Origin of the sequence: Enterococcus hailinensis, assembly GCF_045862035.1 — a bacterium.
Taxonomy (GTDB): domain Bacteria; phylum Bacillota; class Bacilli; order Lactobacillales; family Enterococcaceae; genus Enterococcus_A; species Enterococcus_A hailinensis.
Genome location: NZ_BAAFRV010000004.1, coordinates 127721 through 143090, shown reverse-complemented (window position 1 = coordinate 143090; position 15370 = coordinate 127721). Strand labels below are relative to the sequence as shown.

15 protein-coding genes and 1 other RNA gene are annotated in these 15370 nt (G+C 37.1%); 4 read left to right on the top strand and 12 right to left on the bottom strand.

Annotated features, from left to right (window positions below; translation table 11 throughout):
- Positions 1-90: 90 nt before the first annotated feature.
- The 3 genes from rnpB to ACKTSC_RS04860 form a co-directional block, all read right to left on the bottom strand.
- Positions 91-463: RNase P RNA component class B (gene rnpB / locus ACKTSC_RS04870), an RNA gene on the bottom strand.
- A gap of 20 nt (positions 464-483) precedes the next feature.
- A complete protein-coding gene (gene gpsB / locus ACKTSC_RS04865; protein WP_407856993.1) occupies positions 484-888 on the bottom strand; it encodes a cell division regulator GpsB in 405 nt (134 codons plus the stop codon).
- A 68-nt stretch (positions 889-956) separates the two neighbouring features.
- A complete protein-coding gene (locus ACKTSC_RS04860; RefSeq protein WP_332580470.1) occupies positions 957-1514 on the bottom strand; it encodes an SLOG family protein in 558 nt (185 codons plus the stop codon).
- 80 nt (positions 1515-1594) lie between these two features.
- Between ACKTSC_RS04860 and recU the strand changes: the two genes are divergently transcribed.
- Together recU and ACKTSC_RS04850 are read left to right on the top strand one after the other, a co-directional pair.
- Positions 1595-2212 (top strand): Holliday junction resolvase RecU, encoded by a 618-nt coding sequence (gene recU / locus ACKTSC_RS04855; RefSeq protein ID WP_407856992.1) that lies wholly within the window; start codon positions 1595-1597, stop codon positions 2210-2212.
- Positions 2205-4526 (top strand): PBP1A family penicillin-binding protein, encoded by a 2322-nt coding sequence (locus ACKTSC_RS04850; protein WP_407856991.1) that lies wholly within the window; start codon positions 2205-2207, stop codon positions 4524-4526. Before recU ends, ACKTSC_RS04850 begins: the two co-directional genes overlap by 8 nt.
- Positions 4527-4542: 16 nt before the next feature.
- Here the strand turns inward: ACKTSC_RS04850 and nth are convergent, their stop codons facing one another.
- The 5 genes from nth to ACKTSC_RS04825 form a co-directional block, all read right to left on the bottom strand.
- Entirely contained in the window at positions 4543-5196 is a 654-nt protein-coding gene (gene nth, locus ACKTSC_RS04845) for an endonuclease III (protein WP_407855789.1), read from the bottom strand.
- Positions 5189-5899, bottom strand: a complete 711-nt coding sequence (locus ACKTSC_RS04840; RefSeq protein ID WP_407856990.1) for a DnaD domain protein — start codon at positions 5897-5899, stop codon at positions 5189-5191. The genes nth and ACKTSC_RS04840 overlap by 8 nt, the downstream gene beginning before the upstream one ends.
- A 109-nt stretch (positions 5900-6008) precedes the next feature.
- The gene (locus tag ACKTSC_RS04835) at positions 6009-7352 is read right to left on the bottom strand and encodes an FAD-dependent oxidoreductase (protein WP_407856989.1); all 1344 of its coding nucleotides are present in this window, start codon (positions 7350-7352) and stop codon (positions 6009-6011) included.
- A gap of 356 nt (positions 7353-7708) precedes the next feature.
- The gene (tkt, locus tag ACKTSC_RS04830; RefSeq protein ID WP_332653324.1) at positions 7709-9703 is read right to left on the bottom strand and encodes a transketolase; all 1995 of its coding nucleotides are present in this window, start codon (positions 9701-9703) and stop codon (positions 7709-7711) included.
- Between the two features lie 92 nt (positions 9704-9795).
- Complete coding sequence (locus ACKTSC_RS04825; RefSeq protein ID WP_332580477.1) at positions 9796-10038, bottom strand: DUF896 family protein; 243 nt, start codon at positions 10036-10038, stop codon at positions 9796-9798.
- Between the two features lie 132 nt (positions 10039-10170).
- On the opposite strand from ACKTSC_RS04825, the gene lexA reads away from it, so the two are divergent.
- Both lexA and ACKTSC_RS04815 read left to right on the top strand, forming a co-directional pair.
- The gene (gene lexA / locus ACKTSC_RS04820; protein WP_332580478.1) at positions 10171-10794 is read left to right on the top strand and encodes a transcriptional repressor LexA; all 624 of its coding nucleotides are present in this window, start codon (positions 10171-10173) and stop codon (positions 10792-10794) included.
- 103 nt (positions 10795-10897) lie between these two features.
- Positions 10898-11161, top strand: a complete 264-nt coding sequence (locus ACKTSC_RS04815) for a hypothetical protein (protein ID WP_332580479.1) — start codon at positions 10898-10900, stop codon at positions 11159-11161.
- Between the two features lie 55 nt (positions 11162-11216).
- Here ACKTSC_RS04815 and ACKTSC_RS04810 read toward each other — a convergent pair whose 3' ends face one another.
- From ACKTSC_RS04810 to ACKTSC_RS04795, 4 genes are all read right to left on the bottom strand, one after another.
- Positions 11217-11729: an adenine phosphoribosyltransferase gene (locus ACKTSC_RS04810; RefSeq protein WP_332580480.1), complete on the bottom strand. Its 513-nt coding sequence runs from the start codon at positions 11727-11729 to the stop codon at positions 11217-11219.
- 15 nt (positions 11730-11744) lie between these two features.
- Positions 11745-14024, bottom strand: a complete 2280-nt coding sequence (gene recJ / locus ACKTSC_RS04805) for a single-stranded-DNA-specific exonuclease RecJ (RefSeq protein ID WP_407856988.1) — start codon at positions 14022-14024, stop codon at positions 11745-11747.
- A gap of 91 nt (positions 14025-14115) precedes the next feature.
- On the bottom strand, positions 14116-14544 hold the full coding sequence (locus ACKTSC_RS04800) for a LapA family protein (protein WP_332580482.1): 429 nt from the start codon (positions 14542-14544) through the stop codon (positions 14116-14118).
- 8 nt (positions 14545-14552) lie between these two features.
- Positions 14553-15341, bottom strand: a complete 789-nt coding sequence (locus tag ACKTSC_RS04795) for an SDR family NAD(P)-dependent oxidoreductase (RefSeq protein ID WP_407855793.1) — start codon at positions 15339-15341, stop codon at positions 14553-14555.
- Between the last annotated feature and the right edge of the window lie 29 nt (positions 15342-15370).

The following is a 15370-nucleotide window of genomic DNA, read 5'->3' as shown; positions in this document are numbered from 1 at the left end:
AAAGAGATCCGACATTAGCTCGATCTTCCTTATTTCAATAAAAAAACCTTCACAACAAAGTTGGAAGGTACACCCTGAATTGCTGCAATTTTCTGTAAGCCATGTTTTGTACGACGATCAACTCAGGGAAGTGTGACCGTCGTGGTAATCATCTATCTCCGACATTACTGTCGTCTCTTTCATCGTTCATTTCCTTAGAAAAAGCGCCCCTACCATAGTTTGGGTTGCTCGCTCGAGGGGTTTACCGCGTTCCACCATTCCGATTTCTCGAAATGCTTCGTCACTGTGGCACTTTCAAGAATACTCAGGCATAGATTACTCCTTAGCCTTTTTTTCTGCCGTTACTTCCTAAGAAGTACCTTAGCTTATTTTTTCGCTAAGCACGAACACTACAGACATCTCAGCCTGTGCGAGCATGGACTTTCCTCAGCTTGCGTAAAACAAACCGCGATCACCCAAAAATTGCATCATTCATTTTTTGTTTTAAAATTGACGAGTTTTTTCAATATCACTTTCGTCTTGTGTATAATTTTGACTTAAATCAGCTGAAGCTGTTTGGTTGTTGGCTTGTTGATCAAGTTTCTTTCCAAATACTTCTCTTTCAAGATTTGAAAGGCGTTTTAAAATGTCAAAGTTTGTCACTGCAGAACTCTTAGGCGCAGCTTCTTTCACGCGTAAAGGAGCTGGTTGAGCTTTTGATAATTGTTCAACTTTTGCTTTCAAACGATCATTTTCTTCTTTTAACATTAATAAATCTTTGTTATAGGCCTCATAATCTTTGATTACGTTATCCAAAAATTCATCGACTTCGATTGGATCGTAACCGCGCATTTTTGTTTTAAACTCTTGCTCCAAGATAACATTCGGAGTATAGATTAAATTCGCCATTTTTCCACCTCATTAGCTCTTAACTTAATTTGCTTTCTTATACATTCTAGCCGATATACCTGAGGAAATCAAACACTATCACCAAAGTCTGAGTAATTTTCTAAGTCATCCATGGTAATTGTAAACAAATCATAAGAATTTTTAGCTTGAAAACGTTCTACATCTGCTAAAAAAAATTTACTCTTGCCTGGGTATTCTGAATCATAGACTACTAACGCCCCATCAGTGTGCTGCAATAAAAAATTGATATGATTTTTAAATTGAAGCGGGTTTTGATACGTTTGATGGCTGACTGAATCAACAAAATCAGCTATTTGAACTAATTCGCTTAATAATAATTGATTTGGTTCTTTCCAATTACTACCAAATTCTTTAAACGGAAGAATGACTGCCAATGAAATTTCTGGATAGTCCACTTTTAATTCTTTGATAATTTGACCAGCCCACATTTCTGTTCCTAGATTCCCGCTGATCATAACCCACTCCAACCCATTTTCAATTAAATTAATTAATTCTCTTTTTAAAATATTCTTAATTACTTGAACGCGTGGATCATTTTCGCTAAAAATTCCTAATTCATAGCTTTGATAACCTGTAACATACAAACGTTTTATTATTTCTTTCATTGTTTTTTCCTTACTTTCGCTTAAAAATAAAATATCTTGGACAAAATTTGATATAATATTGGATAGGAGTGTGATAAAAAATGGCCTTTCATTATCCTAATGGGCAATCATTTCCCCAAAAAAATTCAGCTCGACGTGCTCTCCAAAAAGAAACCACATTTGCTAATCGTGGGATGCACTTTGAAGAGGCGATCAATCAGAGTAACGAGTACTACTTAACTCATGATAAGGCAGTTGTTCATAAAAAGCCAACACCACTTCAAATCGTCAAGGTTGATTATCCTAAGAGAAGTGCGGCTGTTGTTAAGGAAGCCTATTTCAGACAACCTTCAACAACAGATTATAACGGCGTCTATTGTGGCTATCACTTAGATTTTGAAGCAAAGGAAACTAAAAATAAAACTTCTTTTCCTTTAAAGAACTTCCATCAACACCAGATCACCCATATGCAGAAATGTGTGAATCAACAAGCGATTTGCTTTGTTTTATTGTGGTTTTCAAGTCTAAATCGTTGCTTTTTCCTTTCAGCAGAAAACCTGATAAACTATTGGAACGAACAAGAAAGTGGTAGAAAATCGATTCCTTTATCCATCATTGAAAATGAAGCCATCGAAATCGTTCCACAAATTGCACCGCGTATCCCCTATTTGATCGCGGTTGAAAAATATCTTGAAAAAAGGAGTCAAACAAATGTCTAATACCTCTCGTTCGCAAAAAAATAGGCGAACCACTCCAGGTAAAAAAATGAAAGCAAAAAATAAAAAAGGCGGCTCTTTAGGGCTGAAAATAGCCATTGGCTTCATTGGTTTGCTCTGTGTCATCCTCATTGCCGGCATGGGACTTTTCTTCCTCTATGCTAAAGATGCACCTAAATTAAGTGAAGCAAAACTTGGAGCAACTCAATCTTCTAAACTTTACGATAAAGATGGGAATATTTTTGAAGACTTAGGTGCTGAAAAAAGAGAAAAAGTCGAATCAGATAAGATTCCTCAAGAATTAGATGATGCGATCGTTTCTGTTGAAGACCGGCGCTTCTTTAAACATAATGGTGTGGATCCGGTACGAATCGCTGGGTCATTAGTTCATAACATTACTAATAAAGGTGGGTTACAAGGCGGAAGTACCCTTACACAACAATTAGTCAAACTATCCTTTTTCTCAACGAAGTCTTCCGACCAAACTATCAAGCGAAAAGCACAAGAAGCTTGGCTGGCAATTAAATTAGAAAAAAAATACTCAAAACAAGAGATTTTGACTTATTATATCAACAAAGTCTATATGGCCAATGGTCTTTACGGAATGGAAACGGCAGCTGAAACGTATTTTGGCAAAGAATTACAACATTTAAGTATTGCTCAGACTGCCCTACTTGCCGGAATGCCTCAAGCACCAAATTCATACGATCCTTATCAACATCCAAAAGCCGCAAAGGATCGCAGAGATACTGTACTTTATACTATGCTGACGAACAAAAAGATCTCCCAAGAAGAATATGACCAAGCAATCAAAGAACCAATTGACGAAGGATTACAGCCGTTAGAAACAGATAACCAAGAACGAAAAGTCACAGATAATTATGTGAAAGAAGTTATTGCGCAAGTAGAATCAAAAACTGGAAAAAATGTTTATACCGATGGTTTAGATATTTACACGAACCTAGATATGAGTGCTCAAGAACAATTATATAAAATTGTGAACAGTGATGAGTATGTTCAATATCCTGACGAAAATCTACAAGTTGCCGCAACACTAGTTGATAGCGAAACCGGGCAAGTAAATGCGCAAATCGGCGGAAGAAATATTGCGGATGATGTTTATTTAGGTTTGAACCGTGCTGTTACGACTAATCGTGATTTCGGTTCAACCGTTAAGCCAGTCACAGACTATGGACCCGCGTTTGAATACTTACAAAAATCAACGGGTACCCGAATCAGTGATAGTGCTTATAATTATGAAGGCACATCAACCCCTGTTAAAAACTGGGATAATAGTTACCAAGGAAATATTACATTACGTCAAGCACTTTATGACTCACGAAATGTCCCTGCAGTGAAATTATTCAATGAAGTCGGTGCCGATAATGTAACTAAATTTTTAAATAAATTAGGAATCGAATATAAAGATATCCAGCAAGCCAATGCCATTTCCAGTAACACTGAAACACAAGATGGTTCCAAATACGGGATCTCTACTGAAAAAATGGCGGCCGCTTATGCTGCATTTGCTAATGGCGGTACTTATAACGAACCTCTATATATCAATAAAATCAAATATCAAGATGGATCAGAACAAACATTTGAAAGTAAAGGAACCAAAGCAATGGAACCTTATACAGCGTACATGATCACAGATGTGTTAAAAGATGTGATTTCAAAAGGTACAGGAACAAATGCACAAATTGCTAATCTGTTTCAAGCTGGAAAGACCGGAACTTCTAACTATACCGATGATGAGTTGGCGAAAATCCAACAATATGATTCTGTATCGCCTGATGTGATGTTTACCGGATATACTCCTCATTATTCATTATCTGTTTGGACGGGATATGATGATCGGATGGAACCAATCACCTCACAATCCAATATGATTGCTAGTGATGTTTATCGTGAATTGATGAGTTATGTCTCGCAAAATGTTTCTAATACGGATTGGACGATGCCTAGCGATGTGTTAAGAATCGGAAATGAGCTATATGTTAAAGGGGCTTTATCAGTTCCAAGCCAATCTAATTATTCTAGTCAAAGCTCATACTATAATAATTATAATTCTTACAGTCAATCTAGCAGTTCAATAACTGATCAAGAAATTACTACACCAAGTATTTCAGAATCAGAAACAGTTCCTTCAAGTAGCAGCGAAGTTGTTCCTAGCTCCTCTTCTGCTGTCGAAGAAACACCGGCAGTCACAACACCTTCTTCTTCTGCTGAAGAGACACCGACGCCTTCAACACCTTCTTCTTCTGCTGAAGAGACACCGACGCCAGCTCAAGGTCAATCAAATAATAGCGATTAGAAAAAGCCGTTCGAAATTACTTTCGAACGGCTTTTAAACGGTCTTTTCCTTCTTGGCACATATCAAGTAGCGGGCAAATAGTGCATTTAGGTGCACGTGCAGTACAATGATACCTCCCAAAAAAAATTAATGTGTGATGACTTTTCACCCACAGTTCTTTTGGAATTTTTCGCATAAGTGTTGACTCGACTTCCGTTACAGAAGCACTTAATTTACAAATACGTAGTCGTTTTGTTACTCGTTCCACATGGGTATCAACAGCAATTGCCGGTACTCCAAACGCATCACCTAACACTACATTTGCAGTCTTACGTCCAACGCCAGGTAACTTGATCAACTCCTCGCGAGATTCAGGAACGATTCCACCAAAATCATCTAATAGCATTTGTGCACAAGCTTTAATGTTTTTAGCTTTATTGCGATACAAGCCAATAGTTTTGATCTTAGCAATAACATCTTCCATAGGTGCCTGTGCCAATGCTTCCGGTGTCGGATACGCTGCGAATAATGCAGGAGTTGCTTTATTGACAGAAACATCGGTCGCTTGGGCACTCAAAATCACTGCGATCAATAATTGAAATGGCGACTCTGAATGTAGTTCTCCAACAGCATCAGGAAACATTTGATACATCCGCTCCATCGCTTCCATTGTCTTTTCTTTGCTAAGCATCCGGATCTTTCCTTTCTAGCCAATTATACAAAGAAACCTTAGGCAAATCTTCGGTTTGTTGCTGTTCTTCTTTTTGCAATAACACTTTTTTACGTCGGCGTTGTTCTTCTTCAACTTGAGCTTTTGACCGAATATTTTTCTTTTCCCAACTTTGTAAGACTGTTTCAATATATTTAAAATTATAGGCTTGGTTTAAAACGGCTTCTTGCAGCGCTAATTGAATCAACTCTGGAGAATAATGATCCTCATCTACCCAATAGCCGATTTTTTGATACTCAATCGGTGATAGTGGCCGGCCAAACTCTTGCTCAAAAGAGCGCAACATTCGTTTTTGAGCAGCTAGATCATTTTCTTCCTCTATTTGGAAGCGTTGTCGCTCTTTTAATAAAGCTAATTTTTCAAAGGCAGGCATACAATCATAATGATCACTTTGACGGCCTTGTTCGTCTTGCGCCGTTTGTAATTGAATAAACCCTTTTTCAACTAAACTGTTCAGACCTTTATAAATATTTTCTATCGAATGCCCCATATTCTGAGCTATCACTGTTAAATTAGGAAAATCCTCTCCAGCCTGATGAGCAGAATATAGTTGCAACCACAACATAAACTCATTGGTAGACAGGCCGATAGCTGTATAATTTTGTAATAGCAGATTTGAAATCGTTGTTTCTCCTCCAGCTAAATAATCTTGTAATGAAATCATTTAAAATCCTCCGTTCACTTTTTTAGTTTACACTAAAAAAATAGGAAGTCCAACACTTAGAAAAACGGCTGCTAAAATAAAAAATGGGAAGCTTAGCTTCCCATTTTTTCTATTCAGCTTCTTCTAAAGCCGCTTGAGCTAAGATATTCAAGTAGTTCCAAGGACGATCAAAATGTGGTTGGAAGAAGAAATCTTGTAATGCTAAATCTTCTAACGTCATATTATTTTGGATCGCTACAGATAATGTATTCGCTGATTGAGTAATATCATATTTAGATAGGAATTGCGCACCTAAAATTTTATTTGTCCCTTTTTCAGAAACGATTTCCATCAGTACTTTTTCTGTTGTCGGCATAAATTCTGGACGATAATTATCTTCAATGACTGTTACATTGACATCGATTCCGTTCAATGCCGCACTTTCTTTCGTTAAACCGGTTGAACCAATCGTCCAACCAAATAAATACAGACCAGAAGTTCCTTGCGTACCACGATATTTTACTTTTTGTTCCACTAAGTTTTTACCGACTAACATTCCTTGGCGAACAGCATTGGTTGCTAATGGAATGTATTGGTGTTGACCAGTTGGATTGTAATGAACGACTGTCGAATCACCCGCTGAGAAGATATCTGGGTCGCTCGATTGCATATATTCATTTACTTTGATTGCACCACTTGGTAACATTTCAACTTTATCTTTTAACAAATCAGTATTTGGACGGAAACCAACACATAGAATAACCATGTCTGCGTCAAACTCATTACTTGGCGTCACAACTTTTGTAACAGTCCCAGTTTCATCTGCCACAAACTCATTTACGTTTTCACCTAAAGCCAGCGTAACACCACGATCAACTAATTCTTTTTCTAACAAGTCTGTAAATGGTTGATCCAGGTATTTATTCAAAATACGTGATAATCCATCAATCAATGTTACTTCTTTCCCACTCTCAGCAAACGCTTCGACTAATTCGATTCCGATATAGCCGCCGCCAACTACGACAACTTTTTTAGCATCTTTTGCTTTTTCGATGATTTGGTTGGCTTGGTTGTAGTTTTTACATAATAAAACGTTTTTTGATTGAATTCCTTTAATTGGCGGGATAATAGGCCAAGAGCCAGTTGTTACGACTAATTTATCATAATCGATCACTTTTTCTTCATTGGTCTTCAAATCCTTAGCCGTTACTTTTTTATTATCTGTATCAATATTAGTTACATCATGTTCCATGTTCACTGATGCGCCTAATGAAGTTAATTCTTCGGGGTTTGAATAGAATAATCCAGCAGGATCTTTAACTACTCCTCCTACATATAAAGCGATTCCACAAGATAAGAAAGAAATGTTGTCATTGCGTTCAAACACCGTCACTTCTGCATCTGGGTGGTTTGCTAATATATTTTTAACGGCTGCAGTGCCGGCATGGGTACATCCTACTACTACTACTTTCATTTTCGTCCCTCTTTCATTTATCATGATTTGTGTTTGCAATATTTTGCACAAGGATAGTGTAACAGATTTTATCACCTGTATAAATTATTTTGCTCACAAAGGATAAGTTTTATTTTGAAAACGGAAAAATTGAAAGCGCGAATCTAATTTCGTGATAGATAATTTTTTTATGTAAACAAAATATTGTAAAAAAGTTATTGTATTCAACGATATCAATAGACTATATTTTTTATTAGTCCATTTTAACTATTTTTTTAACTGCTAAATGTTAATTTTTTCTATAGAGGTATTGTTTATATAGAAAAAGCGCATAAAAAAAAGACTGAGAAATTTTTTCTCAGTCTTTTTTTGTCAGTCTATAATTCGTTAAATGTATTCACAACATTTTCTACAGTAAAGCCAAATTGTTCTAGAATGTAATCACCAGGTGCTGATGCTCCAAAATGATCGATTCCAATCATTTTACCTTCTGTACCAATATAACGTTCCCAACCGAATGGTGAAGCAGCTTCGATCGCTACACGTTTTTTGATGGCTTTTGGTAAAACAGATTCTTTATAGGCTTCATCTTGAGATTCAAATAAATCAAAGCTTGGAATAGATACTACAGAAACATCTTTTCCTTGGGCTTTCAATTCTTGTTGTGCTTGAACTGCAAGATTAACTTCAGAACCAGTAGCGATCAAAATACCTTCTGGTGTGTCAGATTCTGCTTTAGAGATAACATAACCACCTTTAGTTACGCCTTCTTTAGCTAAATCTTTACTATTTGGCAACACAGGTAAGTTTTGACGACTTAATACCAAAATAGTTGGTTTGTTTGTTGTTTTTAGTGCTTGCGCCCAAGCAGCAGAAGTTTCGTTGCCATCAGCTGGACGAATAACTTGAACATTAGGCATGCAGCGAACACTTGCTAATTGTTCGATTGGTTCATGAGTTGGTCCATCTTCTCCGACTGCTACAGAATCATGTGTCAACACATAGATAACTGGTAATCCTTGGATAGCTGACATACGAACTGCAGGACGTAGATAGTCCGTAAATACGAAGAATGTTCCGCCATAAATACGTGTTCCGCCATGTAAATGAATTCCATTCATTGCACTAGCCATCGCAAATTCACGTACACCAAACCAGATGTTACGACCTTCGTATGATTCAGGTTGGAATTCTTTATCATCCGTCATTGTTGTGTTGTTTGAACCTGATAAATCAGCTGATCCGCCCCAAATGTTGGGAATTGCTTTTGATAAAGCTTGAATCGCATCTTTACTTGATACACGACTTGCTTGTGAAGATCCTTCTTCATAAACTGGCAATGATTCTTCCCAATTTTCTGGAAGTTCGCCAGCAAAGGCTTGTTTGAATTGTTTTGCCAATTCAGGATAAGCTTTTTCATATTCAGCAAATAACGTATCCCAATTTAATTCTTCTTTAGCACCTTTATCGTTGATTGCTTCTTTAAAGCGAGCAGCCACTTCTTCAGGAACTGTGAAATCCGGATATTCCCAGCCATAGATTGCTTTCGCTGCAGAAATACCATCCGCTCCAATTGGTGCGCCGTGAACAGCTGAGGTTCCTTGTTTAGGAGAACCATAACCAATTACAGTTTTTACTTCGATCAATGTTGGTTTATCTGTTTCAGCTTTTGCTTCTTCGATTGCTTTAGAAATTGCTTCTAAATCATTGCCATCTTTAACTAGAATATGTTGCCAACCATAGGCTTCATAACGAGCACCGACATTTTCAGTGAATGCTTTTGAAGTTGGTCCATCTAAAGAAATATCATTTGAATCGTATAACACGATTAATTTTCCAAGTTTCATATGTCCTGCCATTGAACTTGCTTCGGCAGAGACACCTTCCATTAAATCGCCATCGCCACATAGTGCATAAGTGTAATGATCGATTACTTTGAAATCATCACGATTGTACGTAGCAGCTAAATGAGCTTCAGCCATTGCCATCCCAACAGATGTTGAAATCCCTTGACCTAAAGGACCTGAAGTTGCTTCGACCCCATCTGTATGATGGTACTCAGGATGTCCTGGTGTTTTACTTTCCCATTGACGGAAATTTTTCAAATCATCAATCGTTACTTGGTAACCTGAAAGATGTAATAAGCTGTAAAGCATTGCTGATCCATGACCTGCAGATAAAATAAAACGATCACGGTTTGGCCAGTTTAATGAAGTCGCTGGATTCACATTCAAATGTTTTGTCCACAAAGCGTAAGCCATCGGTGCTGCTCCCATTGGTAAGCCGGGATGGCCAGAATTTGCTTTTTGGATTGCTTCAATACTTAATGTTCTAATTGTGTTTACACCTAATTGATCGATTTTGTCGAACAAAATAGTTCCCCCTTTTTGGTCATAAATACTTTAAATACAGATTTATTGTAACCGATTTATTTTGACATTACAATCACAAAATACTAAAAGATTTATTTTCTATTATGTAATCCTTTTTGTTTTTGGATTTCTTTTAATTTCTCAGGAGTGACGTCGTTCCCTTCTGGGTCAACTACTTTCATTCCTTCGATATGATGGCGCATGCCGCTTCGAAATGACGCGATATATTCTTCACGCAAGACCTTTTGTTCTTTCGCTTCAGCATCTGTTAAACCTTCAGCTTTCTTTTTTTTCGCTAATTCATTGATACGTGCAATCGTTTCATCATTAATCATCTTGAACACCTCTTTCTCCTTACTAATTATACATAAAAAATGCCAACTTAAAAGTATAAATGAATGCGAACGCTTGTTTGATTTGTTCGCTTTTGTATGCTACACTAAAAAAAACGAAAGAAGGTGCGGGCATTGGCAAAAAGAACGGAAACAAAACAATTAGAAGTTTTGCGTTTTATTCATGAACGCGTTGAAGATAAAGGGTACCCACCCACTGTTAGAGAAATTGGAGAGGCTGTAAATTTATCTTCTACCTCTACAGTCCATGGACATCTCTCACGATTAGAAAAAAAAGGCTGGATTTTACGTGACCCAACAAAGCCACGAGCCATTGAGTTAACTATTACTGGTTTAGAAAAAATTGGTGCAGCACCACAAGTTATTCCTATGCTTGGAGTTGTAACTGCCGGCGAACCTATTCTTGCAGTTGAAGAAGCTTCTGACTTTTTCCCAGTTCCTCCAGATTTATCTAGTGAAGAAGGTAGTTTATTCATGCTGACGATTCGCGGAGAAAGTATGATCAATGCTGGTATTTATGATGGCGACCATGTCATTGTACGAAAACAATCTGCCGCAACAAATGGTGAGATCGTTATTGCTATGACAGATGAAAATGAAGCAACTTGTAAAAGATTTTATCGCGAAGCAGATCATATTCGCCTACAACCGGAAAATGATGAATTGAGTCCAATTATTTTGGATAATGTTTCTATCCTAGGAAAAGTTGTTGGTCTATATCGAAACCATATTTATTAATCGGGAGTCTCTTCCGATTAATTTTTTTACTTTACAAATCGAACAAACATTCGTATAATAAAAATGCAAACACATGTTCGTATTTTATTAGGAGTGATTATTGATGAAAACAGTAAGAAGATTTGGTTTAGTTATCGCAGTTTTGTTGCTTGGTTTATTGATTGGTAAGTTGGGGTCTTTGGCTACGATCGTCATTTTTTCTGGTTTGTTTCTGGTATGGTTTATGTTGTGGGATGAACGTACTTATGCTCAACACTATGCAGAACATCAATATGAGGAAACTGAAGAAGATGAACAGTATTATAAAGAACCTGCTGAGGATTTTTATTACGTCACTTATGACCACCAATACCATAAATCAGCTTGATATAAAAAATGTAAGCAAAATAAAAAAAAGAAGCCAAATCGGCTTCTTTTTTTTATTAATAATCCATCAAAGTCAAGATGTCATATCCTTGGATTTTATCTCGGCCATGAAGTTCTTCTAATTCAATCAAGAAGGCACAACCAACAACAACACCGCCAAGTTGTTCTACAAGTTCAATCGTTGCTTTAATTGTTCCACCAGTTGCTAATAAGTCATCTGTGATCAATACGCGTTGGCCTGGTTTGATTGCATCGCGATGAATCGTTAATGTATCTGTACCATATTCTTTTTCGTATTCGACTTCAATTACTTCGCGAGGTAATTTTCCTGGTTTACGAACTGGAGCAAAGCCTAAGCCTAACTCAAATGCTACTGGACAGCCAACGATAAATCCGCGTGCTTCTGGTCCAACGACCATATCGATTTGTTTTTCTTTTGCATAATTTACGATTTGTCTTGTCGCTTCACGGTAGGCTTCACCATCTGCCATTAGCGGTGAGATATCACGGAAGACGATCCCTTCTTTTGGATAATCTGGGATACTGGCAATATAATCTTTCAAATTCATTTCGGTTGTTTCCTCCTAGCTTTTCAGCCAATTTCTAATAGTTTGAATATCATTCATCAACAAAAATTCTTCACTATCTATTTGCATCACACGTTTTTGATAAATTTCGCTCTCATCAAAAGCCCGAGCTTGTGGGGATGCGACCATTTTTAAAACGCCGTCGTCTATTGTAACAAATTTTAGCTCAGAAAACACGTGAATCATGAATACTAATAATTTTTCTGGAATTCTTAAGTAATTTGAAACAATTTTTAACTTATAACGGATATCTACACTCGTTTGCTTATGGAAAAATTGATAAAGCTTTGTAAATTGTTCTCGGCTAGGCAATCCGTTCAAGTATGCTTCATCTGAACTGTATAAATAAAGATAGACACGATCGAAATTACCATTAGAAATTATTTCTTTTAATAATTCTTTTTGATCTGGACAGTCCAATACGATCAATTGGTCGTATCCTTGCCAATCAAGCGTTCCATCATATAAGGTTATTGTCTCTCGTAATTCTTTTGTAAAAAATTTCTGATTCGCCGTTTTAAACGCTAAGTACAAAGTGCGTCCATTTTCTATTTTTTGTTGCCATGTATATTTTGCGCGACGATCAATAATCTGTAGTCCAGCTGAAGCAAAATCGATCAAACGCAATTGGACTTTCTTTTGCCCATTCCATTCATTGATTTCTAAATCACCAACAAATTGTGTTTCTGGTTGTTGCAACTCTTCTGCAACATCGCCAAAACCAAAACCTATCGCATCTAGTTGTCCCGATTCATCTTTCAATGAAAATTTAACATGTTGCTGATCTCCGCCGATTCGTTTACAAAAATTCACATTTCCATTGACTAAAAAGTGTGGTGTAGGATTATCTGTACCGAATGGTGCTAAAGCTTTTAACTCATCGACAAACTTTAATTGGATATCTGAAAGCATCAAGTGTTCATCGATCAATAATTTAGGACCTTGATCTAGATCGATTTGTTTTTCTTCAATATATTCATTCATCAACTTTTGTAACGTTGCTAAATTTTCTGCCGGCAGCGTCAATCCTACTGCGGCAGCATGACCACCAAAATGAGTAAATTCGGAACGCATCGTATTCAACATAGCATATAGATCTAATGCTTCAATGCTTCGTCCAGAACCTTTTGCTACACCTTGATCATTAACGGATAATACAATCGTCGGATGTCCCGTCTGTTTGAGAATATTTCCTGCTACGATTCCTAAAACGCCAGGATTCCATCCATTACCAGCAATCAAATGAACACTGTCCGCAGGATTAATTAAAGCTGTAGCCTCTTCAGTAGTTGATTGTACGATGGCTTTTCGTTCATTATTGATTTGATCCAATTTTTCTGCTAATTCATGAGCTGTTTCTAGGTCGAAAGTAGTCATCAATTCAACTGCAGGATTTGGATCCCCTAAACGTCCGATCGCATTCAAACGCGGACCTAAACTAAAACCGATACTAGTCTCATCGACTTTTTGAAGATCAACTCCACTTACTTTCAATAACTCTAACAAGCCCAAGCGTTGTGTTTGCTTGATTGCTTGCAATCCTAACTTCACTAAATTACGATTTTCTCCCGTCATTGAAACCAAGTCAGCCACAGTTCCGATCGTAACCAAATCCAACATCTCTAGCGGTACTTCTTCTAACAATGCTGTAGCTAATTTAAAGGCGACGCCTGCTCCTGCTAACTCACCAAAAGGATAATTTCCTTCTGGATGCCGAGGATGAATAATACAATAAGCATTCGGTAATACGGGAGGCATTTCATGGTGATCCGTTACAATCACATCGATACCTTGATCATTTGCATAATCAATGGCTTCATTACCTGCCACTCCATTATCAACGGTAATGATCAACTGAATTCCCTCATTGATTTTTTCAGCAAAAAGCGCTTGGTTGGGACCATATCCATGAATAAAACGATTCGGTAAAACATAATGTACATTCGCACCGATCATTTCCAATGTTTCCAACATGATGGAAGTACTAGTAATTCCATCCGCATCATAATCCCCGTAGACCAATATTTCTTGTTCTTCCATAATAGCGGTTTGAATACGATCCACTGCCTTATCCATATCATGCATCAAAAACGGATCATGAAGCTCATCGATATCCGCTTTCATCAAATTAGAAAAAGCTTCTAATGTATGTATATTACGATTCCATAAAAGTCGTACAAAAGTTTCACTGTACCCTTGATTTAATAATTCTGTTTTAAAGGCTGAATCGATTGTTTCAGTTTCGATTACTTGCCAATCAAAGTTCGATTTTTTCACACTATCACTTCCCAACCGTATTAGTATAGCAAAAATAATTCCTACAAGAAAGAGAAGAAGACCTTAGTTTTTATACCAAGGTCTTTCTTTATTAATCATAATAATCCATTATATTCGTTGTAGTATTTTCAGCTGATTCCCCTGATTTAGCTGTAAGTGCTTGATCTTTTTCTTTTAATAGGGTCTCATAATTTGCTTTCAATACAGCAATTTCGTTTTCTTGTTCTCTTTGGAATCTTGCTTTTTCATCGGCTAATTTTTGTTCATTATTGACTTCGTATTCTTGAAGCGTTGCCTTTAATTCTTTGATCTCTTTTCTTTGTTGAAAGAGCGTTGTACCAGAAGTAAGGAGAACAACTACTGCGCCGATCAAAGCTGAACCAATAATCACTAATACTAAGGATAAGTATATCTTTTTAACTAAAAAGTTGACAGGTATTTCCTGACTATTCGAAAGTGCAAAAATTACGATCAATAATACTAAAATAAAACCTAGGAAAACTTTCCATTGTTTTCTCATTTGCTTTCCTACTTCCTATTGAATAATCCACCTGCTAAAAAATCACCTAGATGTGGAAACATATCGTAAAAACGACTAGCGCCTGCCATAATCAATGGACGATTGATTTCACGCGTTGGTTTACCCATTTTATTGACGATAACTTTAGCAAGTTTTTGAGGATCCAATACAATACTGCCTAAATTGTCTAAATAACTGCCACTTGGATCGGCTTTATCAAAAAATTCTGTCGCTATTGGTCCCGGATTGATTGTAGTGACATAAACATTTTCCGGACGCAATTCTAAACGCAAAGCATTTGAAAAGCCTAAAACTGCAAATTTAGTTGCTGAGTAGACTGTCGATTTTGGTGTCGCCATCTTACCAGCCATTGAGGCAACATTGAAAATATGCCCGTTTTGTTTTTCGACCATCGAAATCGCTACTTTTTGAGTAAAGTACATCATTCCTAACACATTGACGTCAAACATTTTTTTAGCAATATCTAAATCAAAGTCAACAAAATCTTCGAACAGGCCAAAACCAGCATTGTTGACCAATACATCGATCGATCCGACTTCAGTTGAAATTTTTTCAAGGACTGATTCCACGTTATCAGGATCAGAAATATCTAATTGAAAGGCATGTGCCTCTTTACCACTTAAAGCCTGACATTTTTCTTTGACTTGTCCAATCAAATTAATTCGACGCGCACAAGTTACAACGATGGCTCCTTGTTTGGCAGCCTCATAACAGATCTGTTCTCCCAGTCCCGCGGAACCGCCTGTCACCACTACTACTTTATCGGTTAAATCCATTAGTTTCCCTTCTTTCTCTGAACATGATT